The sequence below is a fragment of the Mesorhizobium sp. WSM4842 genome (genome assembly GCF_055901575.1).
In genome coordinates this window covers 3,835,536-3,860,095 of the sequence record NZ_CM148372.1, presented here as the reverse complement: position 1 = coordinate 3,860,095, position 24,560 = coordinate 3,835,536, and the positions used below count along the sequence as shown (strand labels likewise).

The following is a 24,560-nucleotide window of genomic DNA, read 5'->3' as shown; positions in this document are numbered from 1 at the left end:
GCGCCGGGCTAAGTCTTTGCGTTCACGTTTTTGCGAACCCGCCCCTTACCCTCCTGCGGGAGGACCCGTAGACAGTCAACGCTTAGCTGCGTGGATTGAGGTTCTCCGGATCGTAGAGCGGTCTGTAGCCGACGGCGGCCACTTCGACCGGGTATTTCTCGCCGAAATATTCGACAGTCAGCTTGCGGCCCTCCTGGCAATACGCCCAGGGCAGATAGGCGAGCGCAATGTTCTTGCCGATGGTCGGGCCGTAGGCGATCGAGGTTGTGAAAGACCGGCGGCCGAGTTCGTCGACCAGCGTCTCACCCGTTTGCGGGTCCATCACCGGCATCGTGCCGACGGGATGACGGGCAACGCCCCTGGAATCGATATTATCCGTCATGACAAGCGTGCAAAGCATGGCCGGCTGATGCGCGCGGGCGCGATATTCCAGATGCTTTGCCTTGCCGCTGAAATCAGCCTCCTTCACCTTCGGGCGGGCAAGATCGGCCTCCAGCAGATTGTACTCGGTCAGAAGGTCGGCATTCTGCAGGCGCAGGCTCTTCTCCATGCGGCGGCTGTTGGCATAGGTCTCGACGCCAAAGGCCATTACGCCGGTCGAACGCAACGCGTCCCATACGGCCAGCCCGTCTTCGTATCGCATATGCAGTTCCCAGCCCTGCTCGCCGACATAGGAGATGCGGAAAGCGGTCACGTCCTTTCCGGCGATCCTGACAGGCTTGATTGCCGCAAAGGCAAAGTTCTCCGGCGTCAGGCCATCCGGGTCCTCGACGACCTTCTGCAAAGTCGAGCGCGCGTTCGGACCCCAGATGCCGATGGTCACGTATTTTTCGGTCACGTCGGTGACGGTGACGTCGAACCCTTTGTCTTCTGCCGTCCGCCGCATGTACTGGAAGTCGCGCGGGCCGGCATCTGCGCCGTCGATGACCCGGCAGCGGTCGGCCATGCGGATGACCGTCAGGTCAGCGCGCACCATGCCGTGATCGTCGAGGAAATGGGTGTAGATGCCTTTGCCGATATTGCCGTCGCCGCCGATCTTGGCCGCGCACAGCCACTCCATCAGCGCGACATGATCCGGACCCTCCACATCGTACATCGCGAAGTGCGACAGGTTGACGATGCCGCAATCCTCGCTCATTGCGAGATGCTCGGCGTTGGAGACGCGCCAGAAATGGCGGTTGTCCCACTCGTTTTCGCGTACCGGCACCCGGTTGCCGTATTTTTCGAGCAGGTGCTCGTTGGCGGCATAGCCATGGGCGCGCTCCCAGCCGCCGAGCTCCATGAAATAGCCGCCGAGTTCCTTCTCGCGCTCCCAGAAAGGCGAGCGGCGCACGTCGCGGGCCTTGGAGAAGGGCTCGCGCGGATGCACCGCCGGATTGTAGACCTTCATCGCCGTTTCGGTGCAGCGGTCCCAGATGAACTGCTCTTGCGTCTGGTGCGGATAGAAGCGCGAATAGTCGATGGCATGATGGTCAATCGACGTCCGGCCGTCCGTCATCCAGTCGGCGATGAGCTTGCCCATGCCGGGGCCGTCCTTGACCCAGATCGCGACGGCATACCAGAGGCCCCGCACCTTCTGGCTCTCGCCCATGGAGGGGCCGCCGTCTGCCGTCACCTGCAGAAGCCCGTTGAAGGAATGGCTCTCATTGTAGCCCAGTTCGCCCAGGATCGGCGTCAGTTCCATGGCCCGCTCGAGCGGGGCGAGGATCTGTTCCATGTCGAGGTCGCGCTGCGAGGGCGAAAGACGGGCCTGGTCCTTCTCCAGAAGGTCGCGCGGATGGCAAAGGCGCGGATTGGTCTCTTCGTAGTAGCCCCACTCGATCTGCCCGCCTTCGGCGGTCTTGGGATCGCCGGTGTCGCGCATGTAAGCCGAGTTGCCTTGGTCGCGCAGCAGCGGCCAGCCGATCTCCTTGCCGGTGCCGGCGAACTCGGTGTACGGCCCGAAGAAGGTGAGCGGATGGTCGATCGGCATCACCGGCAGGTCCTCGCCCACCATTTCCGCGATCAACCGGCCCCAGATACCCGCGCAAACAATCACATAGTCGGCTTCGATGGTGCCGCGATCGGTCACCACGCCCTTGATGCGACCGTTCTCGACGATAAGCGACCTGGCCGGTGTGTTGGCGAAGGATTTGAGTTTGCCGGAGGCTTCCGCCTGGTCGACCAGCTTGCCGGCGACCGTTTGCGAGCGCGGGATGACGAGACCGGCATCGGGATCCCAGAGGCCGCCCTGCACCATCTCTTCTTCGATCAGCGGGAACTTCTGCTTGATCTCGGCCGGTTCGATCAGGCGGGCACGCGTGCCGAAAGCCTTTGCCGAGGCGATCTTGCGCTTGATCTCCTCCATGCGATCATCGTCGCCGACGCGGGCGACCTCAAGGCCACCGATGCGGGCGTAATGGCCCATCTTTTCGTAGAAATCGATGGAGTAGAGCGTCGTCCAGCAGGACAGGAAATCATGGCTGGTCGTGTAGCAGAAGTCGGAGGCGTGCGCCGTCGAGCCGATATCGGTCGGGATGCCCGATTTGTCGATGCCGACGATGTCGTCCCATCCGCGCTCGATCAGGTGGTGGGCGACCGATGCACCGACAATGCCGCCCAGCCCGACGATGACGACCTTCGCCTTTTCCGGAAACCCTGCCATTGCCCGCGACTCCAAAAGTGCTGCTGCGGGCGCCCGCACCCGCTTGATCGGCGCACAATATGCAGGCGACGGCCATCGTGCTACCGCCTGTTTGCGACACGCTGCAGGTGCGGCGCGACCCCGGCGCATAACCCGAAAAATCGGAACCGATTTCCACTGGGATTATGCGCAGAAAAAACTCTACGGCGTCCTGTGCGCGTCCAAAAGGACGCGTGGCACTGGTGTTGAGAGATCAGCTGCTTCAAGGGAAAATGATGCGCGCCAGGCTGGAGGCGGAACTCATGATCCATTTTTTGGAACGACGTGCAACACTGCGGGGCGACGCCCTTTGATGCTCGCCCACAGCGCCTTGAAGGGACCGGCGAGCAGCAGGAACGGTGGGATCAGATTGGGAAAGTAGATGCGGGTGTCGTGGGCCAGCACCCCGAGCACCAATGCCGTAAACAGGACGCCGGCGGAGCGGGAATCGTTAAGTTTCGATGATCCGAAACCATAAAAGGCCGGGCAACTGCCCGGCCTTCGAAAGACAAGTCGTCGTTTGATTATGCGTTACTTGATACGGGCGACGCCGCCTGAGATTTCGATCGTTTCCGAACCGGTCAGCGCCTCGAGGTCGCCATTCGGCATGGTAACGAAACAGCCGGTCGGGCAGAATTCCGCGGTTTCGCCGGCGGCCAGCGCCAGCTCCGTCTTGCCACCGCCTTCGGTCACGACGAGTGTGCGGGTCTCGGCGTCCTTGTTGGTCGCGCTGGCGGCGAAGGCTGAACCGCCCACGGCAAGAAAAGCAATGGCGGCGACGAGAGACTTCCACATTTGCAATATCGGTGTTTCCACCGCCTCTGTTGCATTTCGCAAGGCATTCTCGCCCTTTGCATGTGAGCTTATATGAGATGCAAGCTGAACAGCAACTGAATGCCGCATTCATGCCGCAATTGGTTTTCGGAACGTTCAGCCGAAGCGCCGTGTCGTTCCACAGCAGTGTTGGGAATTGAAATAGATGAATGGCAAAAAGCCTTATCCATACCCGCCGCACACCAATCGTGAACTGGAGATGATGCTTGCTGGGGCCAAGCCCTTAGCGATGTTCGCCCACGAGCGCGTGGACGGCTTTGAAAAATCCGATGCATTGGCCAATCAGGACTTCGCCACCCATGTTGCAAATGGAACGCTGTCCGAGCATCTCCGAACTTTCGAAGCAAAAGGACCGGGAGGAACCCGGCTCAACATCGACTATTATTTCTACGCCCGCGAGGGCGAAGCATGGAGAGTGGAAGCCTTTTCGCTGCTTCTCGAGCTTCTACACCGCGGCGCCTGGTGCCCGCAGTTGGAATGGCTATCGGGAAAGCTCCTCGGATACACTGACGAGCAGAACCGGCATCACCTCTCAAGAACCTATCCGTCAGATCAACTCGAGCACATAAACTTCTAGGGTGATCCGCCATCCACGCTTTTGCTTGGATCTCAGCCTTCAATCGGGATCCGGCTTGCGGGTCTTGCGCCCGGATCTAGCCAGGCGTTTCGTCTCGGCCACAGCTTCAGCCGCCGCGCGTTCCTGCTCGGCGAATTCGGCCTCGATCTGATCGTCATCGATCGGCCATGCCTCATGCTTCTTGGCCTCGACGACGGCGCGCGGCGCCGATGGAATTTCGATATGCTGGTCGGCGAACTCATCGAGGACGGCAAACCGGATATCGTTCTGTACGATGTTGCCGTTCATCACGTCGGCCAGGAACACACGGATTTCGAATTCGAGAGCGGCCGGCCCGAAATTGGTGAACAGCACGAAGGGTTCCGGATTTTTCAGCACCAGCGGATGGCCGCGCGCAATCTCCAACAGCACAGCATGGGCCTGCTTGACGTCGCTGCCGTAGGCGACGCCGACCTTGATGTCTATGCGCCCGAGCTTGTTGCGGTGCGTCCAATTGCCGACGGCATTGTTGATCAGGTTTGAATTGGGCAGGATCACCGACTGGCGCTGGAACGTCTCGATCTCGGTAGCGCGCACGCTGATCTTCTTGACCGTGCCGCTGATCTCACCGGCGACGATCCAGTCGCCGACCTTGAACGGCCGCTCGGCCAAAAGGATCAGACCGGAGACGAAGTTGGAGACGACATTTTGCAGGCCAAAGCCGATACCGAGTGACAGGGCGCCCGCGACAAGCGCCAGGTTGGAGAGATCGATGCCCGCCGCCGACACGCCGACGAGCGCTGCGAGCGCCACGCCCGCATAGCCGACCGCCAGCCGGATTGAGTTTCGCACGCCGGTATCGACTTTGCCGCGCGCCATCACCGAGCCATCGAGCCAGCCCTGGAACCAGCGCGTCAGGAAATAGCCGATGATGAAGACAACGATGCCGGTCAGGATGCCGGTCACCGAGATCGTCACCGAGCCGATGGTGAGGCCCGTCGCCAGCTTGTAGGCCCAGGCCTCGATGTCGCCGGGCTGGAAGCCCCACATCAACAGGATCAGCGGCAGGAACACCAGCACGATCATCAGGTTGATGGCGACGCTGACGACCAGGCCGAGCTGGTCGAGCGCGGACTCCTCGTAACTGGAATTGGTCGATAGCCAGCGCCCGATCGACGTGTTGGCAAAGCCGCCTTCCTCGCTGATCGCCCGCGCCGACAGGAAGCCAATATAGGCGGTGACCAGAATGGTTCCGGTGACCACGACCTGCAGCGAGACGAAAATGGCAAGGCCGATATAGCCGAGCAGCGCCGTGGCAATGGTGAAAAGGCCGAGCGCGACAGCGGTGTAGCGCAGCCACGCCGGCCAGGGACGCCAGCTTCCGTCGGCGGCCTTGAACGGTTTCAGCAGCCCCATCAGGATCAGGATGACGCCGACGATAATGGTGCCGACAAAACTTCTGGCGATGGTCAGCGACAGCGGCGAGCCCATCTTGTCGTTGACGACCGACAGGAAATTGTTGACGCCGATCACCACCGCCATGGCGGTCGTCAGCCGCACCAGCCAGCGGGCCGGACCCGATTCAACGGGTATCAGCCGCCAGTTCGGCAGCCGCGGTTCCAGCGCCGCATTGGTCAGCCGGTTGACGCAGAACACCACCGCGATGACCGAAACCAGCGCATTCAGGAAAACGCCAATGTCGCCGCGCAACACGTTGTAGTAGTTGAAAAAGAACACCGTCGAGACCAGAAAGACGCCAACCGCCAGCGTCGGCAGCAATGTCGACCAGAACGCCACCGACAGCCGGCTGAGATAGGAGGGATCTTCGACGGAAGGGTCAGCTTCGAAGACACGCCCGAACAGGCGCCGCCCACCGACAAAAAGTACCGCCGCCAGGGAAAGTGCCGTCAAGGTCGCGGCCAGCACGGCCTGGAACTTGAACTTGAAGGCGAAGGTCAGCCACGATGACACCGCCTTGTAGAAGCCGGTAAATTCACCGTTCGCATCGGAAATGACCTCAGGGCTCAGAGCGTCGGACAGCACGTAGCGCTTGGTGAGCAGATTGCGAAACAGCTCGCTGCGCATATTGGCGATCTTGGCGATGAGGCCGCTGATGCGGATCGACAGGTTTTGCGCCGCGGCGATGACAGCATTGATCTCGGCCTTTTCGGACGCCAGCGCCTGGCGTTCGCTGGTCACGATGTCGGGTTCTGGCGGCTGGCCCGCGGCCGGAGGCGCCCCGATCTGATCGAGCCTCGCGTTGATCTCCGAAAGGCGCGGGCGGAAGGCAAGCGCGCTGTTCAGCGCACCTCGCGACATTTCCTCGAGCTGCAGGCGGATATCGACAAGGCTGGCGTCGTCGTCACCGTCCTCCTGGATCTTCTTTTCGAGATTGTCGGTCCTCGTCGTCAGGTCCTGCAGGATTTTCTGCTGGTCGGCGACCACCCCGGAGGCAGCCTGGTCAAGCCCCTGCGCCACCGCATCAAGCGACAGCGGCGCCGAGGCAACGATCGCCAGGACCAGAACGAAGCGGAGCAGTCGGAAAAGCATGATCGTTTGGCGACTCACAGGCGGCAAGGCGTTCTAAAGCTCGTCCTTGATAAAGACGCTCATACCAGGGAGCAAGCCGTCCCGCTCTGCTCGTCGATCTCGGCGTCGGCCGGTCGAAAAGCGATGGCGCAATATTGGCTTTGCGGCAGCGGCCTGCTCTATAGTGTGCCGCATCGCCCAAAACGGATGACAAAAAGCCAGAACGGATAACAAAAAGAATGGCGGAATATTCGGCCTTCTCGCTTCTCAAAAACGCGCTGACCGGCAACAAGGACTGGAAACCGGCCTGGCGCAAGCCGGACCCGAAGGCGTCCTATGACGTGATCGTCATCGGCGGCGGCGGCCATGGCCTGTCGACCGCCTATTATCTGGCCAAGGAGCACGGCATCACCAATGTCGCGGTGCTGGAAAAGGGCTGGCTCGGCTCCGGCAATGTCGGCCGCAACACGACGGCCGTGCGCTCCAACTATCTGCTGCCGGCCAACACGCGCTTCTACGAACATTCGATGAAGCTGTGGGAGAACCTCTCGCACGACCTCAACTACAACGTCATGTTCTCGCAGCGCGGCTGCCTCAACCTCGCGCACACGCCTGCCCAGCTCGACGATTTTGCCCGCCGCGGCAACGCCATGCGCCATCTCGGCGTCGACGCCGAACTGATGACCACGGCCGAGATCGCACGCCTGGTGCCGGCGCTGGACGTCTCCGCCACGGCGCGCTTCCCAATCGTCGGCGGCCTGATGCAGCGGCGCGCCGGCACCGCCCGCCACGATGCCGTCGCCTGGGGCTATGCGCGCGGCGCCGACCGTCGCGGCGTCGACATCATCGAGAATTGCGAGGTCACCGGCTTCCTGCGCGACGGCGACCGCATATCAGGCGTCTCGACGTCGCGCGGAGAGATCCGCGCCAGGAAGGTGGCGGTCGCGGTGGCCGGCAGCACCGGGCAAGTCATGCGGCTCGCCGGCATCGATACGATGCCGATCGAGAGCCATGTGCTGCAGGCCTTCGTGACGGAATCGCTGAAGCCGTTCATCAACACGGTCCTGACTTTCGGCATGGGCCATTTCTATATGTCGCAGTCGGACAAGGGCGGCCTTGTCTATGGCGGCGATCTCGACGGCTACAACAGCTACGCCCAGCGCGGCAGTTTGCCTGTTGTCGACGAGGTGATGAGCGAGATGCTGGCGCTGTTTCCGGCTCTCGCCCGCGTTCGCATGCTGCGCTCCTGGGGCGGCGTCTGCGACATGTCGATGGACGGCTCGCCGATCATCACCATCGGCCCGCTGCCGGGCATGTATCTCAACTGCGGCTGGTGCTACGGCGGCTTCAAGGCGACGCCGGCCTCCGGCTGGTGCTTTGCCTGGACCATCGCCAAGGATGAACCGCACGACATCAATGCGCCGTTCACGCTCGATCGCTTCCATCGGGGCCTGGTGATCGACGACAAGGGCCAGGGCCCGACGCCGCGGCTGCATTAGACCATGATCCCGAACCGAAGGTCAGCGTAGCAAAAAGTGGAAACCGGTTTTCGGCCAAGACCATGGTCAAACGAGAAGATACAATCGCATGCTGATTACCTGCCCCTATTGCGGCCCGCGCGACGTCATCGAATTCACCTATCAGGGTGACGGCAACCGCGAGCGCCCTCAGCCTGGCTCGCAGAACCTCGATGCCTGGAACGCCTATGTCTACGACAGGTTGAACCCGGCGGGCGACCACAACGAGATCTGGCAGCATTCCGGCGGTTGTCGCGCCCATCTCAGGGTTGTGCGCAACACGCTGACGCACGAGATCTCCAGCGTCGCCTTCACGCGCGGCGACCACAAGTCAGCTGCTCGGCACAAGGCGGAGGGCAAGACATGAGCCCGCGCCGCACCGATGCCGGTGGCCGGATCGACCGGCTGCGGACCATCCGGTTCACCTTCGACGGCACGCCCTACACCGGCCATGCCGGCGACACGCTTGCCTCAGCGCTGCTGGCCAACGGCGTCACCCTGTTCGGGCGCTCGTTCAAATATCACCGCCCGCGCGGCGTGCTGACATCAGGCGTCGAGGAGCCGAACGCCCTGGTGACGGTATTGCGGGACGAGGTTCGCGAGCCCAACATCGCCGCGACCATGGTCGAGATCTATGACGGGCTGACCGCTGTCAGCCAGAACCGCTTTCCATCGCTGGCCTGGGATGTCAGCGCCGCCAACCAGCTCGGCGGCAGGCTTCTGTCCGCCGGCTTCTATTACAAGACCTTCATGGGACCCGCGATCGGCCCGCTGAAGAGCACGCGTTTCTGGATGTTCTGCGAGCATTTCATCCGTCGCGCCGCCGGTCTCGGCCGCGCCGGGACCGCTGCCGACACGGCACGTTATGAGCGCATGAACGCCTTCTGCGATGTGCTGGTGGTCGGTTCCGGTCCGGCCGGACTGATGGCCGCCAGGGCAGCCGCCGATCAGGGCGCGCGCGTCATCCTCAGCGAGCTCGAACCGCGCTTCGGCGGTTCGGCCAACTGGTCGGGCGAGACGATCGACGGGATGCCCGGGGCGGACTGGGCAGCGCGAGCCGCTGGCCAGCTCGAAGCCTATGACAATGTCCGCCTGCTGCCGCGCACCACGGTCTGGGGCTATTACGACGGCAACGTGCTCGCCGCGCTCGAACGGGTTACCGACCACAAGGAGAGGCCCGGCAAGGGCGAACCGCGCCATCGCTACTGGATCATTCGCGCCAAGTCGGTGGTCCTGGCCACCGGCTCCTTCGAGCGGCCGCTGGTGTTTCCGGGCAACGATCGGCCAGGCGTGATGCTGGCCCAAGCCGCCGAGCGCTATGCCAACGAGTACGGCGTGCTGCCGGGCCACAGGATCGCGCTCTTCACCAACAATGACAGCGCCTATCGCTCCGCCCTGGCGCTGAAGAAGGCCGGTGCGGCGATTGTCGCCATCGTCGACGTGCGGCCGGAGCTTTCGAGCGAGATGCGCGAGCTCGCCGATGAAGCGGAAGCCAAAATCCTTTCCGGTCACGCCGTGGTCGCCACCGAAGGCGGCAAGGCGCTGTCCGGCATCAAGGTGCAGCGCTTCGACATGGTCAACGGCGCGCTTGCCGGCGAGGCGCGCAGCATTCAAGCCGACTGCCTGCTGATGTCGGGCGGCTGGTCGCCGACCATCCATCTGGCCAGCCAGGCCGGCGCCAAGGCGGAATGGAATGCCGCCCGACAGGCCTTCCTGCCACCGAAGCCAACACAGCAGTGGATTGGCGCCGGCGCCTTCACCGGCAGCTTTTCCACCGCCGAGGCAATCGCCGAAGGCCGCGCCGCCGGCCTATCCGCGGCGGGTGGAACGGGTACGCCAGCGGCCTTGCCGGTCGTCGAAGCCGCACCTGGCGATCCCGATCCGGCGCCGGTGTTCGAGATCAGGGCCGATGGAAAAAGCTTTGTCGATTTCCAGCACGATGTGACCGCGGAGGATGTACGGCTTGCGCATCGCGAAGGCTTCATCTCGGTCGAGCATCTGAAGCGTTACACCACGCTCGGCATGGCGACCGACCAGGGCAAGAGCTCCAACATACCCGGCCTAGCCATCATGGCCGAAGCGTTGGGCAAGCCGATTCCCGAAGTCGGTACGACCCGTTTTCGTCCGCCCTTTTCGGCCGTGTCGATCGGCTCGCTGGCCGCCGAACGGTTCGGCGACCTGAGGCCCGAGCGGCTGACGCCGATGCATGACTGGCACGTCGCCAATGGCGCAACCATGTATTCGGCCGGCCTCTGGTATCGCCCGATGATCTACGGGCTTTCAGGCGAGACGATCGAGCAGGCCTATGTGCGCGAAGCCAGGGCGACGCGCGAGAGCGCCGGCATCGTCGACGTCTCGACACTGGGCAAGATCGCCGTGCAAGGCCCGGACGCCGCGGAATTCCTCGACAGGGTTTACACCAACATGTTCTCGACATTGGCCGTCGGCAAGGCCCGCTACGGGCTGATGCTGCGCGAGGACGGCCTCGCCTTCGACGACGGCACGACGTGGCGGATCGGCGAACAGGACTTCCTGATGACCACCACCACCGCCAATGCCGGCAAGGTGATGCAGCATCTGGAGTATTTCCTTGACGTCATCTGGCCGGAGCTGAAGGTCCACGTCACCTCGGTGACCGACGAATGGGCGGGTGCGGCGATCGGCGGGCCAAAGGCGCGAGCCATTCTTGCTGCTTGCGTCACCGGCACTGCCGTCGACAATGCCGCACTGCCTTTCATGGGCATCGTGCACGGCAAGATATCGGGTGTGCCGGTGATGATCTGCCGGCTTTCCTTCTCCGGCGAAATGGCGTTCGAAGTTTACTCCGGCGCCGGCTACGGCACCCATGTCTGGGAAGCGTTGATCGAAGCCGGCAAGCCGTTCGGACTGGTGACTTACGGGCTTGAGGCGCTCGGCACGATGCGCATCGAGAAAGGCCACGTCACCGGCGCCGAGATCGACGGCCGCACCACGGCACGCGACCTGCATCTCGACTGGATGCTGTCCAAGAAGAAGCCCTTCATCGGCTCGGCGATGATGGATCGCGAGGGCCTGATCGCGCCCGGCCGTCTGGAACTCGTCGGCCTGGTTTCGCTGGACAACCAGCCGCTCAACGGCGGCGCGCACATCGTCGAGGCGCTTGACGAAGCCAATCCGCACGATTCCATCGGCCACATCACAGCTTGCTGTTATTCGCCGGCGCTCGGCAAGTACATCGCGCTCGCTTTGGTCAAGGACGGCAAGGCACGGCGCGGCACGCGCGCCCATATCTCCGATCCCCTGCGCAACCGGTTCGGCCCGGTCGAGATCGTCTCCAACCACTTCTTTGATCCGGACGGGAGCCGCATGCATGGTTGAGCGCCAATCACCGATTGAGTTGGCACCGCTTGAGCCGGAACTGCGCACCGGCTCGCACGGCGATTTCGAACACGGCGTCGATGTCATCCTCTCCGAAACCAGGCCGGGGACGATCCTGCAGCTCGCTGCCTGGCCGGGCCAGGAGAAGGAGTTGATATCAGGTATCCGCACTGTTACCGGCCTCGCTCTGCCCGATGGCGCCGGCGCCGGCAGCACCGACGGCGTGAGGTCGGTGTTCGGCTTTGCGCCGGGAAAATTCACTGTGGTCGATGAGGCCGAAGGCCTGGCATCGGCCTTTGCCAATGTCGTCACCCCGGCGATCGGCACGATGACCGACCTGTCGCATGGCCGCACCGCGATCCGCATCGCCGGACCGAAGGCCGAATGGGTGCTGGCGAAATTCTTCGCCATCGACTTCGCGCTGCCGGCCTTCCCGGTCGGTGCCGGCCGCTCGACCATGCATCATGACGTCTTCGCCCAGATCCAGCGCACCGGCGCCGACCAGTTCGACATCTATGTATTCCGCTCGTTTGCGCGCTCGTTCTGGAAGGCGCTCTGCCATGCCAGCGAGGAAGTCGGCTACGAGGTACAATAGACCGAGACGGCGTATCGTCACCTCACGTGGCGAACGTCACCCACTCTTCCAGCGGCGCGCGGTCAGTGCGGAACTCGTTTTCGGGCTTGGACGTGTCCTCATGGCCGAGCGCCATGCCGCAGACGACGATCTCCTCGTCGGGAATGTTGAGCACCGGCCTGATCTGCTTGTGATAAGGGGCAAAGGCGGCTTGCGGGCAGGTGTGCAGGCCCCTGCCCCGTGCCGCCACCATGATGTTCTGCAGGAACATGCCGTAGTCGATCCACGAGCCCTTGTTCAGCCGCCGGTCGACGGTGAAGATGATGCCGATCGGCGCATCGAAGAAGACAAAGTTGCGGTCGTGCTGCGCGCGCATCCTGTCCACTTCGCGTCGGCCGATGCCGAGCACGCTGTAGAGGCCGAAGCCGTTGGCCCGCCGCCGCGTGAGATACGGTTCGAAGAACTGGTCGGGATAGTAACGATACTCGTCCCACTCAGCCTTTTCGGCGCGGATGCCGGAGTTGAGGATAGCATCGGTGATCCGCTGCTTGACCTCGCCCTTGGTGACGTAGACCCGCCAGGGCTGCATGTTGGTGCCCGAAGGTGCACGCGCGGCAACAGAGAGAATGGCGCGGATCGTCTCGTCATCGACCATGTCAGGCAGAAAGGCACGCACCGAACGGCGCGAGGTTATCGCCTCGTCGACGATCGCCGCATCCTTGGCAATTCGGGTGTTGTTTTCCAGCATGGGCCGTCCTTAGCGCGGATCCCGGAAACCGGAATCGGTTTCCGGAAAGGATCATGCGCAGTCTAGAAATGATAGAGCGTGCTTTGCGCGTCCAATTGGACGCGCGGCGCTCTATCGTGGGTCTCAACCGGACGCCCCTCAACTCGCCGTTCGTAGCCGAGCCCTTTGCCTGAACCGTCAAAATGGCGCAAGTAAATCTTGGGGCCTCATGAAAATGCTATTGATTTTTTCACGAACTTGACTTCTCATGAAATTCGCCCCGTATTTTTCACCAAAAGGGCTTTTCACCAAGAGAAATGGCTTTGCCCTCAACCGCCATCAGATCGGAGCAGGAAAACCGCGAACGGCTGCTGGCCGGCGATATCAGGGCGCTGCGCCGGGCGCGCGGGCTGACGCTTGCCGAGATTGGCCTGAAGCTCGGCCGCTCCGTCGGCTGGGTCAGTCAGGTCGAGCGCGGTCTGTCGATCCCATCGCTTAGCGATCTCAGAGCCTTCGCCGAATTGTTCGGCGTGCCGGTCAGCCTGTTCTTCAGCCACGACGTGCCCGTCGAGAACGAGCGCGGCGTGGTCGTGCGCGCCGGCAGCCGCCGCACGCTTGGTACAAGCGATTCCGGCCTGGTGGAGGAGCTTCTGTCGCCCGATCTCGGCGGTAGCTTCGAGATGCTGCGTTCGGTCTTCGCGCCGGGTGCTGAACTGAAGACCGAGGCGCGCCGGCCGACGGAGGAAGCCGGGTATGTCGCTTCCGGCAGCTTCGACATCGAGATATCAGGCGTCTGGCACCGGCTTGGTGAGGGTGACTCCTTTCGCTTCGACGGCAAGCCGTTCCGCTGGCGCAATCCTGGAGCGGAGCCGGCGGTAGTCATCTGGGTGGTTTCGCCACCCGTCTATTGAAGGTTTGGAGAAGAATATGGCCGGTTTGCCGACCACGGCACGTGTGGTGATCATCGGAGGCGGTGTCGTCGGCGCCTCCTCGCTCTACCATCTCGCCAAGGCGGGCTGGACTGATTGCGTGCTCTTGGAAAAGAACGAGCTCACCTCCGGCTCGACCTGGCATGCGGCCGGCAACGTGCCGACCTTCTCCTCGTCATGGTCGCTGATGAACATGCAGCGCTATTCGACCGAGCTTTATCGTGGGCTGGCCGACAAAGTCGGCTATCCCATGAACTATCACGTCACCGGCTCGCTCAGGCTGGCCCATACGGCCGAGCGCATGCAGGAGTTCCAGCGTGCCAAGGGCATGGGCCGCTATCAGGGCATGGACATCGACGTGGTCGGGCTCGACGAGATCAAGCGCCGCTACCCGTTCATCGAAACGCATGAGCTGAAGGGCGCGCTCTACGATCCGAACGACGGCGACATCGACCCGGCGCAGCTGACCCAGGCGCTGGCCAAGGGCGCTCGCGACATGGGCGCGACGATCATCCGTTTCTGTCCGGTCATCGGCGTGCGCCGCGAGAAGGACGAGTGGGTGGTCGAGACCGCGCAGGGCGAGGTCCGCTGCGAGATCGTCGTCAACGCCGCCGGCTACCGCGCGGCTGAAGTCGGCAAGATGTTCGGCCGCGACGTACCGATGATGGTGATGAGCCATCAATATATCCTGTTCGAGGAAATCCCCGAATTGGCCGCATGGTCGAAGGAGCAAGGCAAGAAACTGCCGCTGCTGCGCGACGTCGACACCTCCTACTATCTCCGCCAGGAAAAGAACGGGATGAATCTCGGCCCCTATGAGCGCAATTGCCGTGCGCATTGGGTCGGCCATAACGACCCGATGCCCGATGATTTTTCGTTCCAGCTGTTTCCCGACGATCTCGACCGGCTGGAGGACTATCTGGCCGATGCCGTCGCCCGCGTGCCGATCCTCGGCACCGCCGGCCTGTCCAAGGTCATCAACGGCCCGATCCCCTACGCGCCGGACGGCAACCCGCTGATCGGGCCGATGCCCGGCGTGCCGAACGCCTTCGAAGCCTGCGTGTTCACCTTCGGCATCGCCCAGGGCGGCGGCGCCGGCAAGGTGCTGGCCGAATGGGTGACTGAGGGCCAGACCGAATGGGACATGTGGTCCTGCGATCCGCGCCGCTTCACCAGCTTTGCCTCGGCCCCGGATTACTGCGTCGCCAAGGGCATGGAGATCTACGGCAACGAATACGCCATCCAGTTCCCGCGTCATGCCTGGCCGGCTGGGCGCGACCGCAAGCTGTCGCCGATCCACGATCGCATCAAGGCGCTCGGCGCCCGCTTCGACGCCTATAATGGCTGGGAGCGCGCCACCTGGTACGCGCAGGCCGGCGACGACGTCTCGGAAGCCGCGACGCTGACCTTCCGCCGCGATGGGCCCTGGCAGCACCGCATCCGCGAAGAATGCCTCGCCGTGCGCGACGCCGCCGGCATTTTGGATCTGCCTGGTTTTTCCCGCTTCAAACTCGACGGTCCGGGTGCTGCCGAATGGTTGAGCCAACAGGTTACCGGGCTGGTGCCGAAACCGGGCCGCATCGGCCTCGTTTATTTCGCCGACGACAAGGGCCGCATCGTCACCGAAATGTCAGTGGTGCGGCACGACGAGAATTTGATGACGCTGATCACCGCCGCGGTGGCGCAGTGGCATGATTTCGAGTGGCTGAAATCCCGCATGCCGAAGGACGCTTCCTTCAAGCTGATCGATCGGACGGAGGTATATGCCACGCAGGTCCTCGCCGGTCCCAACGCGCGAAAAATCCTCGCCGATGTCTGCGCCGCCGACCTTGCTCTGCCTTGGCTGACGCACCAGGAGACGACAATCGCCGGCCGTTGGGCAAGGCTTATGCGTGTGTCCTTCGCCGGCGAACTCGGCTGGGAAATCCACACCAAGGTCGACGACACCGCCGCCATCTTCGACGCCGTCTGGGCGGCTGGCCAGAAGCATGGCCTGAAGCCGTTCGGCATGTACGCGCTGGATTCGCTGCGGCTCGAAAAAGGCTACCGCGCCTGGAAAGGCGACCTGTCGACCGACTATTCGATCCTGCAGGGCGGGTTGGAGCGTTTCGTGAAATGGGACAAGCCGGAATTCCGCGGCAAGGCGGCACTGCAGAACGAGAAGCAGCAGGGCGTCAAGAAGCGTTTCGTCACGCTGGTCGTCGAAAACCCCGACGACTGCGATGCGCCCACCATGTCGACGCTGTGGCATGACGGCCGGATCGTCGGCGAGACGACGTCCGGCGGCTGGGGTCATCGCATCGACAAATCGATCGCGCTCGGCATGCTGCGCGCCGATCTTACTGAGCCGGGAACCGCGGTCGAGGTCGAAATCTTCGGCGAGCGCTTCAGGGCAATCGTGCAGAAGGACGAACCGCTGTGGGATCCAAAGAACGAGAGGTTGCGCGCGTGAAGACTGTCATTCTCACCGATGGCGGCATGGGCCAGGAACTGGTACGCCGCAGCAGCTCCGAACCCACCCCGCTATGGTCGGCCAGGGTGCTGATCGACGAACCGGACTTGGTGCGCGACCTGCATGCGGAGTTCATCCGGGCCGGCGCCCGCGTCATCACCATCAACACCTATTCCGCGACGCCCGAGCGGCTGGCGCGGGAGGGCGCGGAAGAGCTGTTCAAGCCGCTGCAGAAGCGCGGCATCGAGCTTGCGAGGCAAGCTCGCGACCAGGCCGGCGACGCGGCAATCGCCGGCTGCCTGTCGCCGCTTTTCGGCAGCTACGCACCGGCACTGACGATATCCTTCCAGGATACGCTCGACATCTACCGCCGCATCGTTGCCGAGCAGGCTGACGGCGTCGATCTGTTCCTGTGCGAGACCATGGCGTCGGCCGAGGAGGCGCGCGCCGCTGTCACCGCGGCTTCGGAAAGCGGCAAGCCGGTGTGGGTGTCGTGGACGCTTGCCGATCACGGCACGCCGCGCCTGCGCAGCGGCGAAGCCATAGCGGCTGCGTCGAGCGCTCTCGACGGGCTGCCGGTCGCAGCTAGACTGATCAATTGCTGCCGGCCCGAAGCGATTGCTGCAGCACTGCCCGAACTGATCGGCCTCGGCGGTCCGGTTGGCGCCTATGCCAACGGCTTCACCTCGATTGAGGCGCTCAAGCATGGCGGCACCGTGGAGGTGCTGCACGCCCGCCACGACCTCGATCCGGATGCCTATGCCGGCCAGGCGGTCGGCTGGGTCGAGGCCGGCGCCAACATCGTCGGCGGCTGCTGCGAAGTCGGACCGCCCCATATCGCCGCCCTGCGCGACCGGCTCGAACAGGCCGGCTACGAAATTTCGGGAGTAGCATAATGCCCAGACCATCATCGCGCATTTCCGGCATCGTGCCTTCCGGCAAGGACGGCTGGGAGGTTCATTCCGCCGCCTGGGCGCGCAAGCAGGCCGGCGAGGACATCATCATGCTGTCGGTCGGCGACCATGATTTCGACACGCCGGCGCAGACGATCGAAGCCTGCGTGACCGCGGTTCGCGCCAGCAACCACCACTATACCCCGCTTGCCGGCATTCCGCGCCTGCGCAAGGCAATGGCGGCCGCCTCGACCGCCTGCACCGGCATTGTGACCGACTCCGATCAGGTCATCGCCACGCCAGGCGGACAAGCAGCGCTGTATGCGGCGGTGCAGGCCGTTCTCGACCAGGGCGACCATGCCATCGTGGTCGCGCCCTATTACGCGACCTACCCCAACACGTTCAGTGCAGCGGGCGCCGATTTCACGGTGGTCGAGACGCCCGCCGAGGATGGTTTTCAGCCGCGAGAAGCCGACATTCGCGCGGCGCTTCGGCCGAACACGCGCGCCATCCTCATCAACACGCCGAACAACCCGACGGGTGCTGTCTATTCGCGCCAGCGGCTTGAAGAGCTGGCGCAGATCTGCCGGGAATATGACCTCTGGCTGCTGTCGGACGAGGTCTATTGGACGCTGGGCGGTGGCGAGCACATCTCGCCGCGTTCGTTGCCCGGCATGGCGGATCGCACGCTGGTCATCAATTCCATGTCGAAGAGCCACGGCATGACCGGCTGGCGCATGGGCTGGCTGACCGGGCCCGAAGAGATGATCTCGCTGCTGACCAGCCTCAATCTGGTGACGACCTACGGCCTGCCGGCCTTCATCAGCCTCGCTTGCGCCGAGGCGCTGGAAAACGGCCACGGCGTCAAGGAAATTGCCGAACGCTATGCTGCAAGGCGCACCATCGTCCTCGATGCCATGCGCGGCATGAACAACGTCACCGTGCGCGGCTCCGAAGGCGGCATGTATGTCATGCTCGACATCTCGGCTCTCGAGCCGGACGACGAGAAATTCGCCTGGGCTCTCCTCGACAAGAAAAAGGTCGGCGTGATGCCGGGCTCAAGCTTCGGCGAGGCGGCCGCCGGCCATATTCGCGTCAGCCTCTGCCAGCCCGAGGCGGTGCTTTTGGAAGCAGCCACTCGCTTGCGCCGCTTTGCTTCCAGCTATCGCCGTGAGGCTGCATGAGCGCCCTGCCCCCCAAAACCATTCCGACCAAAGTCATCCCTACGAAAGCAAGGGCCGTCATCATCGGCGGCGGTGTCTCGGGCTGCTCGGTCGCCTACCATCTGGCCAAGCTCGGCTGGACCGACATCGTGCTGCTCGAACGAAAGCAGCTGACATCGGGCACGACATGGCACGCCGCCGGCCTGATCGGCCAGTTGCGCGGCTCGCAGAACATGACGCGGCTGGCGAAATATTCGGCCGATCTCTACGTCAAGCTGGAAGCCGAGACCGATGTCGGCACCGGCATGCGCCAGGTCGGCTCGATCACCGTGGCGCTGACCGAGGAGCGCAAGCACGAGATTTATAGGCAGGCGTCTCTCGCCCGCGCCTTCGATGTCGACGTGCGCGAGATTTCGCCTGGTGAAGTCAAGGAGATGTATCCGCATCTCAACATTTCCGATGTAGTCGGCGCCGTGCATCTACCGCTCGACGGCCAATGCGACCCAGCCAATATCGCCATGGCGCTGGCCAAGGGTGCGCGTCAGCGCGGTGCGACGATCGTGGAAAATGTGAAGGTCACGAAAGTCCATACCAGGGATGATCGCGTCACCGGCGTTTCCTGGACGCAAGGCGACGAGCAAGGCATGATCGAAGCCGATGTCGTCGTCAATTGCGCAGGCATGTGGGCGCGCGAGCTCGGGCGCCAGAACGGCGTCACCATCCCGCTGCATGCCTGCGAGCACTTTTACCTCGTCACCGAACCGATCCCCGGCCTGGCCCGCCTGCCGGTGCTGCGCGTGCCGGACGAATGCGCCTACTACAAGGAAGACGCCGGCAAGATGATGCTCGGTGCCTTCGAGCCGGTGGCCAAGCCCTGGGGCATGGACGGCATAAGCGAAGATTTCTGCTTCGACCAGTTGCCCGAGGATTTCGGGCATTTCGAGCCGATCCTCGAAATGGGCGTCAACCGCATGCCGATGCTGGCCAGCGCCGGCATCCACACCTTCTTCAACGGTCCCGAGAGTTTTACCCCCGACGACCGCTACTATCTTGGCGAGGCGCCGGAGCTTTCCGGCTACTGGATGGCGACCGGCTACAATTCGATCGGCATCGTCTCCTCCGGTGGCGCCGGCATGGCCCTGGCGCAATGGATCAACGACGGCGAGGCACCCTTCGACCTGTGGGAGGTCGATATCCGCCGCGTCCAGCCGTTCCAGAAGAACCGCCGTTATCTGAAGGAGCGCGTCTCCGAGACGCTCGGCCTGCTCTACGCCGACCATTTCCCGTACCGTCAGATGGCGACCTCGCGGAACATCAGGCGCTCGCCACTGCACGAACATCTGAAGGCGCGCGGCGCGGTGTTCGGCGAAGTCGCCGGCTGGGAGCGCGCCAACTGGTATGCTAGGCCCGGCCAGGAGCGCGAGTACCGCTATTCCTGGAAACGGCAGAACTGGTTCGACAACCAGCGCGACGAACATCTGGCGGTCCGGAACGGTGTCGGGCTGTTCGACATGACCTCCTTCGGCAAGATCCGTGTCGAGGGCCGCGATGCCTGCGCCTTCCTGCAAAAGCTTTGCGCCAATGACATGGACGTGGCGCCGGGCAAGATCGTCTACACCCAGATGCTCAACCAGCGCGGCGGCATCGAGAGCGACCTCACCGTCTCGCGCCTGTCGGAAACCGCCTTCTTCCTCGTCGTGCCCGGCGCGACGCTGCAGCGCGATCTCGCGTGGCTAAAAAAACACCTCTCCGATGAATTCGTCGTGATCACTGATGTGACCGCTGCCGAAGCCGTGCTCTGCCTGATGGGTCCGGATGCGAGGAAGCTGATTCAAAAGCTGAGCCCGAACGATTTCTCCAACGAAACCAATCCATTCGGAACGTTTCAGGAGATAGAAATCGGCATGGGGCTGGCCCGTGCCCATCGTGTGACCTATGTCGGCGAACTGGGTTGGGAGCTTTATGTCTCGACCGATCAGGCAGCCCACGTGTTCGAGGCGATCGAGGAGGCCGGCGCCGATGTCGGCCTGAAACTCTGCGGCCTGCACACGCTGGATTCCTGCCGCATCGAAAAGGCGTTCCGGCATTTCGGCCACGACATCACCGACGAGGACAATGTGCTGGAGGCAGGCCTCGGCTTCGCAGTGAAGACCGCCAAGGGCGATTTTCTTGGCCGCGATGCCGTGCTGAGGAAGAAGGAAACCGGATTGAACCGGCGGCTGGTGCAGTTCCGCCTGAAAGACACGCAACCGCTGCTCTTCCACAACGAAGCGATCCTGCGCGACGGCAAGATTGTCGGCCCGGTCACCTCGGGCAACTACGGCCATCATATCGGCGGCGCTATCGGCCTAGGCTACGTGCCGTGCCAAGGCGAGAGTGAGGCGGATGTGCTGTCGTCGTCCTACGCGATCGAAATCGCAGGCGAGCGCTTCGCCGCCGAGGCATCGCTGAAGCCGATGTATGATCCGAAGTCGGAACGGGTGCGGATGTAGCTCAAAACCGCTCCAGCTTCGTTCGCACTTTCTCCACAAACGCCGTCCTCGTCTTCGGTGTCGATGAGTCCATCAGGTAGTGCGCCAGAAAGAACGTCCTGCAGCGGGTGGCGCAGAGCGCCCGCATGCCGCGCAGGATTGTCTTGCGTCCCGGCTGGCCGACGACGACGCTCCACCAGGTCGGTGCGCCGCAGGTCGTGATCACCCCTATCTTCGTCACATGCCTCATCAGCGACTGGATCCGCCCATTGCCGGCCGGCAGCCGGAAGGCGACGTCGGTCGCCCAGACCCGGTCGAGCCAGCCCTTCAGCATTGCCGGCAGCCCATACCACCATGTCGGATAGATGAAGAGGATTGCCTGGGCCCAACTGAGATTTTCGATATGCCGCTTGAGCGCCGGATCCTGCGGGGCGTGCTCATTGTAGGAGCGTCGCTCGCCGCAGCCCATGACCGGATCGAAATTCTCCGCATAGAGGTCGAGCAGCCGCACCTCCCAGCCCCTCGCCTTCAGCACCTCGATGGCACTATCCCGGATCGAGGCGCAAAAGCTTTCGGGCACAGGATGGCAGTAAACCACCAGGACCCGCATCAGAACGCTTCCATGCTGGCCGCGACCTTCGCTGTGAATCTCTTCCGCGTTTCATCGGTCGACAGGTTCATCGAATAATGTGCGAGATAGGACACGGAGGCACCTGGCTTGACCGCGGCGCGCAACACACGCTTGACCAGCTTGCGCGGCGGGTCGCCCATCAGCATGGCGTGGAACTGGCTGCCGCCATAGGTGGTGACCGCCGCCAGCTTGCGGATGTTGTGCAGCGACGGCTGCACCTTGCCATTGACCAGCTTGAACGAGACGCCAGGCAGGAAGACGCGGTCGAAAAAGCCTTTCAGGATCGCCGGATAGCCGAAGTTCCACACCGGAAACGACAGCACCAGCGCCTCTGCCCGCAGCAGGCGCTCGACATAGGGCGCTGCCGGATCACCGGCGCCGCGCTCGTCGTGATAGCCGAGCCGCTCGGCCCGCGTCAGCCGCGGATCGAAATTCTCGGCATAGAGATCGCAGTCGTCGACCGCGTGGCCGGCGACCGTCAGCCGCTCGACGATCACCTTGTGCAAACCGGCATTGAAGCTGGTCTCGACCGGATCGGCGTAGAGAACGAGGATGTTCATCACCCCGCCTTCTGCAACCCCTTGAACAGGAACGACTTGCCCGAGCGATAGTCGTAGTCCGGGTTTTCCCAGGCGATCATCTTGCCCGGATTGAGCAGCCCTTGCGGATCTGTCTCGCGCTTGAAGGCGAGCTGCACCTCGTCCGTCTGCTTCATACCGCCCTCTTCCAGCGTGTAGCGGTGCGGATTGAAAACCCAGCAGCCATTGTCCTCGTGGATGCGGATGATCTCGTCGAGCCGCTCCGCCGTTGTGAAGCGCACCAACGGCAGCCCGGCCACGCCGATCGCGCCGTCGAAGCGGATGAATTCGAGATGTGTCGGCACTTCGTCGCCGAAGCGGTCGATCATCGCCTTGACGTAAGCGAGGTGATCCGGCGAAGGATAGCGGGTCTGCAGATAGGTAATATCAGGGTCGACCCTGATAGCGCGCAGCGTCGTGTGGTTCCAGGTCAGCTCATAGGCCGGCGGCAGGCCCTTGAGATCGGCCTCCTTGTCGGCGCGGAAGACGATGTCGCCCTTGCTGCGTCCCGTGAGGGCGACAAAGGCGTCCATCGCCTGCGGCGCGATCATGCAGACGACGATGCTTTGCTCGCGCCGGAAGAACCTTTGATGCCGCTTGAAATAGTCATAGGGGATCGGCGCGGCGATCGGCGTGATCAGCTTCGCCAGAATGCCGTCCTGGATGGCCAGGTCATTGCCGAAGCCGGCCGCATCCATGAAGTCGTCGAAGCCGACGATGACGTCGATCCAGTCGTAAGCAGCGGTCAGCGGCATCTCGACCTCGGTGATGATGCCATTGGTGCCGTAGGCGTGCATCACCTTCAGCACCTCCTCGCCGGTAAGGTCCATGATGCGAGGCTCCGCCTCCATCGTCACGGTCCGCAGCCGGATGACATTGCCGAGGTCGCGCAGGCCACCCCAGCGGATCGAGCCGACACCGCCCGAACCGCCGGCGACAAAGCCGCCTATGCTCGCCGTGTTGTAGGTCGATGGCGACATCCGCAGCTCCTGGCCGGAATGCGCGCGCGTCGCTCTGTCGATCTCGGCGAGGACCGCACCCGGTCCGGTCACGACGCGGCCGGGCGCGATCGTCTTGACTGCATTCATCTCGGCGAGATTGAGGACGACGCCGCCGGACAAAGGCATCGCCTGCCCGTAATTGCCGGTGCCGCTGCCGCGCGGCGTCACCGGAACGCCATGCCGGTGGCAAGCGGCAAGCACACGGATCACCTCGTCTTCCGTCATCGGTGTCACGATCATGTCGCCGGCGACATGGTCGAGCTGCAGCTTCAGCACCGGACTGTACCAGTAGAAGTCGCGGCTCTTCTGCTGGACGATCGCCGGATGGTCGTCGATCTTCAGACCGTCGAGATCGCGTTTCAGGGCAGCCAGGTCCATCATTCCACCATCAGATCATCGAGTTCGGCATAATCGGGCAAGCAGCGTTCGATGGCGCGACCCTCGCGTACGACGATGCGATCCGATTCGGGCCGCGACAGCAATTCCGTCCAGTTCCGTCCCCTAAAGACGACGAAGTCAGCAGCACCGCCGGCGGCGAGCGTGCCGAAGCCATCGAGCCGCATCACCTGGGCTGGTGTCGAAGTCACCGCTTGCGGCCAGTCGCCGACCGGGTGATCGAAATGCAGGATGCGCGTCGCCATGCGGTAGACCTCCAGCATATCGAGATCGCCATAGGCGTAGAACGGGTCTCGGGTGTTGTCGGAGGCGACGGCCACAGGAATCCCGCGCGCCTTCATCTCGTGCAGCAGCGTTATCCCGCGCCAGCGCGGCGTGGTCTTGTCGCCGCGCCGGTCCTGCAGATAGAGATTGCACATCGGCAGCGACACCACGGCAAGCCGCGCCTTCGCCACCTTGTCCAGCGTGTCGAGCACATCGAGATCGGGCTGGCGTGCCAGCGAGCAGCAATGGCCGACAAGGATGTTTCCCTCAAAACCGTTCCACAGGGCCGCCTCGGCGATCTTCTTCAGCGAGATCGCCGAAATATCATCGGTCTCGTCGGCGTGGAAATCGAGGTCGAGGCCATGCTTGATTGCCTGCGCGAACACCTGGTCGAGAAGCTCTTCCAGGTCCGGCAGCATATAGGTGACGACGCCGAGCACACCCTTGGCCGCAGCGACGCGTTTGGCCAGTCTCTCGAACCATTTCTTGTCGCGCACGCCTTCGATGCCGAGCAGGCAGGCCGCCTGCAGTTCGATGCGGCCACGCCATTTCTCCCGTATCGTCTCGAACACCGGCCAGGAGATCTCTTCCTGCGGCGCGACGCTGTCGAGATGGGTGCGCAGTGCCCTGGTGCCGTGCGCATAGGCGGAGCGCAGTGAAAAATCCATGCGGCGGGCGACGTCGTCGGCGCTCCAGCGGGCGACACGGTCGGCGCCGGTTGCGTTCAGCGCGCCCATGAATGTGCCGTCCGGATTGGGTTTTCGAGGCCAGATATGGCCCTTGTCGATGTGCGTGTGGCAGTCGACGAAGCACGGCATAACGATGCGTCCGCCGAGGTCGACGGCCTCTGCGGGTGTATTGGACTGGCGATGCGCGATAATGCTGGAAATCCTGCCGTCGGCGACGGCGATGTCGGCGAGCGCAAAGCCATCGCTGTCATAGGCAGCGGAGAGTCCCGGCGTCAGGGACGCATGAAGCCGGGCGTTGGTGAGATGATAAGGACCAGAGGCCGGTATCTCCAACATT

At 63.3% G+C, this 24,560-nt stretch carries 19 protein-coding genes; 10 read left to right on the top strand and 9 right to left on the bottom strand.

The window, feature by feature from the left end:
• Positions 1-82: 82 nt before the first annotated feature.
• The 3 genes from AC0NIE_RS18670 to AC0NIE_RS18660 form a co-directional block, all read right to left on the bottom strand.
• Positions 83-2,644: a GcvT family protein gene (locus AC0NIE_RS18670; RefSeq protein WP_473486606.1), complete on the bottom strand. Its 2,562-nt coding sequence runs from the start codon at positions 2,642-2,644 to the stop codon at positions 83-85.
• 279 nt (positions 2,645-2,923) lie between these two features.
• Positions 2,924-3,067, bottom strand: coding sequence for a hypothetical protein (locus tag AC0NIE_RS18665; protein ID WP_473486607.1), 144 nt, complete (start codon positions 3,065-3,067; stop codon positions 2,924-2,926).
• A gap of 126 nt (positions 3,068-3,193) precedes the next feature.
• A complete protein-coding gene (locus tag AC0NIE_RS18660) occupies positions 3,194-3,457 on the bottom strand; it encodes a hypothetical protein (protein WP_023798910.1) in 264 nt (87 codons plus the stop codon).
• A gap of 184 nt (positions 3,458-3,641) precedes the next feature.
• Here AC0NIE_RS18660 and AC0NIE_RS18655 point away from each other — a divergent pair, with 184 nt between their 5' ends.
• Positions 3,642-4,073: a hypothetical protein gene (locus tag AC0NIE_RS18655; RefSeq protein ID WP_473486608.1), complete on the top strand. Its 432-nt coding sequence runs from the start codon at positions 3,642-3,644 to the stop codon at positions 4,071-4,073.
• 39 nt (positions 4,074-4,112) lie between these two features.
• Here AC0NIE_RS18655 and AC0NIE_RS18650 read toward each other — a convergent pair whose 3' ends face one another.
• Positions 4,113-6,602, bottom strand: coding sequence for a mechanosensitive ion channel domain-containing protein (locus AC0NIE_RS18650; protein WP_473486609.1), 2,490 nt, complete (start codon positions 6,600-6,602; stop codon positions 4,113-4,115).
• A 218-nt stretch (positions 6,603-6,820) separates the two neighbouring features.
• On the opposite strand from AC0NIE_RS18650, the gene AC0NIE_RS18645 reads away from it, so the two are divergent.
• The 4 genes from AC0NIE_RS18645 (at position 6,821) to AC0NIE_RS18630 (ending at position 12,050) form a co-directional block, all read left to right on the top strand.
• The gene (locus AC0NIE_RS18645) at positions 6,821-8,080 is read left to right on the top strand and encodes a sarcosine oxidase subunit beta (protein ID WP_473486610.1); all 1,260 of its coding nucleotides are present in this window, start codon (positions 6,821-6,823) and stop codon (positions 8,078-8,080) included.
• Between the two features lie 88 nt (positions 8,081-8,168).
• Positions 8,169-8,465, top strand: coding sequence for a sarcosine oxidase subunit delta (locus AC0NIE_RS18640; protein ID WP_473486611.1), 297 nt, complete (start codon positions 8,169-8,171; stop codon positions 8,463-8,465).
• Positions 8,462-11,455 carry a sarcosine oxidase subunit alpha gene (locus AC0NIE_RS18635; RefSeq protein WP_473486612.1) on the top strand — a complete coding sequence of 998 codons (2,994 nt, stop codon included), beginning with the start codon at positions 8,462-8,464 and terminating at the stop codon, positions 11,453-11,455. Before AC0NIE_RS18640 ends, AC0NIE_RS18635 begins: the two co-directional genes overlap by 4 nt.
• Positions 11,448-12,050, top strand: a complete 603-nt coding sequence (locus AC0NIE_RS18630; RefSeq protein WP_473486613.1) for a sarcosine oxidase subunit gamma — start codon at positions 11,448-11,450, stop codon at positions 12,048-12,050. The genes AC0NIE_RS18635 and AC0NIE_RS18630 overlap by 8 nt, the downstream gene beginning before the upstream one ends.
• Before the next feature lie 22 nt (positions 12,051-12,072).
• Here AC0NIE_RS18630 and AC0NIE_RS18625 read toward each other — a convergent pair whose 3' ends face one another.
• Positions 12,073-12,777, bottom strand: coding sequence for a nitroreductase (locus tag AC0NIE_RS18625; protein ID WP_473486614.1), 705 nt, complete (start codon positions 12,775-12,777; stop codon positions 12,073-12,075).
• Positions 12,778-13,073: 296 nt separating this feature from the next.
• On the opposite strand from AC0NIE_RS18625, the gene AC0NIE_RS18620 reads away from it, so the two are divergent.
• From AC0NIE_RS18620 to AC0NIE_RS18600, 5 genes are read left to right on the top strand one after another with little or no spacing between them, the layout of a single operon-like run.
• Entirely contained in the window at positions 13,074-13,667 is a 594-nt protein-coding gene (locus AC0NIE_RS18620; protein ID WP_473486615.1) for a helix-turn-helix domain-containing protein, read from the top strand.
• A gap of 16 nt (positions 13,668-13,683) precedes the next feature.
• Positions 13,684-16,137, top strand: a complete 2,454-nt coding sequence (locus tag AC0NIE_RS18615) for a GcvT family protein (protein ID WP_473486616.1) — start codon at positions 13,684-13,686, stop codon at positions 16,135-16,137.
• On the top strand, positions 16,134-17,033 hold the full coding sequence (locus AC0NIE_RS18610) for a homocysteine S-methyltransferase family protein (RefSeq protein ID WP_473486617.1): 900 nt from the start codon (positions 16,134-16,136) through the stop codon (positions 17,031-17,033). The genes AC0NIE_RS18615 and AC0NIE_RS18610 overlap by 4 nt, the downstream gene beginning before the upstream one ends.
• The gene (locus AC0NIE_RS18605; protein ID WP_473486618.1) at positions 17,033-18,214 is read left to right on the top strand and encodes a pyridoxal phosphate-dependent aminotransferase; all 1,182 of its coding nucleotides are present in this window, start codon (positions 17,033-17,035) and stop codon (positions 18,212-18,214) included. Before AC0NIE_RS18610 ends, AC0NIE_RS18605 begins: the two co-directional genes overlap by 1 nt.
• Positions 18,211-20,685: a GcvT family protein gene (locus AC0NIE_RS18600; RefSeq protein ID WP_473486619.1), complete on the top strand. Its 2,475-nt coding sequence runs from the start codon at positions 18,211-18,213 to the stop codon at positions 20,683-20,685. The genes AC0NIE_RS18605 and AC0NIE_RS18600 overlap by 4 nt, the downstream gene beginning before the upstream one ends.
• A gap of 1 nt (position 20,686) precedes the next feature.
• Here the strand turns inward: AC0NIE_RS18600 and AC0NIE_RS18595 are convergent, their stop codons facing one another.
• From AC0NIE_RS18595 to AC0NIE_RS18580, 4 genes are read right to left on the bottom strand one after another with little or no spacing between them, the layout of a single operon-like run.
• Positions 20,687-21,274 carry an NAD(P)H-dependent oxidoreductase gene (locus AC0NIE_RS18595; RefSeq protein ID WP_473486620.1) on the bottom strand — a complete coding sequence of 196 codons (588 nt, stop codon included), beginning with the start codon at positions 21,272-21,274 and terminating at the stop codon, positions 20,687-20,689.
• Entirely contained in the window at positions 21,274-21,855 is a 582-nt protein-coding gene (locus tag AC0NIE_RS18590; RefSeq protein ID WP_473486621.1) for an NAD(P)H-dependent oxidoreductase, read from the bottom strand. The genes AC0NIE_RS18595 and AC0NIE_RS18590 overlap by 1 nt, the downstream gene beginning before the upstream one ends.
• The gene (locus AC0NIE_RS18585; protein ID WP_473486634.1) at positions 21,855-23,252 is read right to left on the bottom strand and encodes an FAD-binding oxidoreductase; all 1,398 of its coding nucleotides are present in this window, start codon (positions 23,250-23,252) and stop codon (positions 21,855-21,857) included. Before AC0NIE_RS18585 ends, AC0NIE_RS18590 begins: the two co-directional genes overlap by 1 nt.
• Complete coding sequence (locus AC0NIE_RS18580) at positions 23,252-24,559, bottom strand: cytosine deaminase (RefSeq protein WP_473486622.1); 1,308 nt, start codon at positions 24,557-24,559, stop codon at positions 23,252-23,254. Before AC0NIE_RS18580 ends, AC0NIE_RS18585 begins: the two co-directional genes overlap by 1 nt.
• Position 24,560 lies beyond the last annotated feature (1 nt).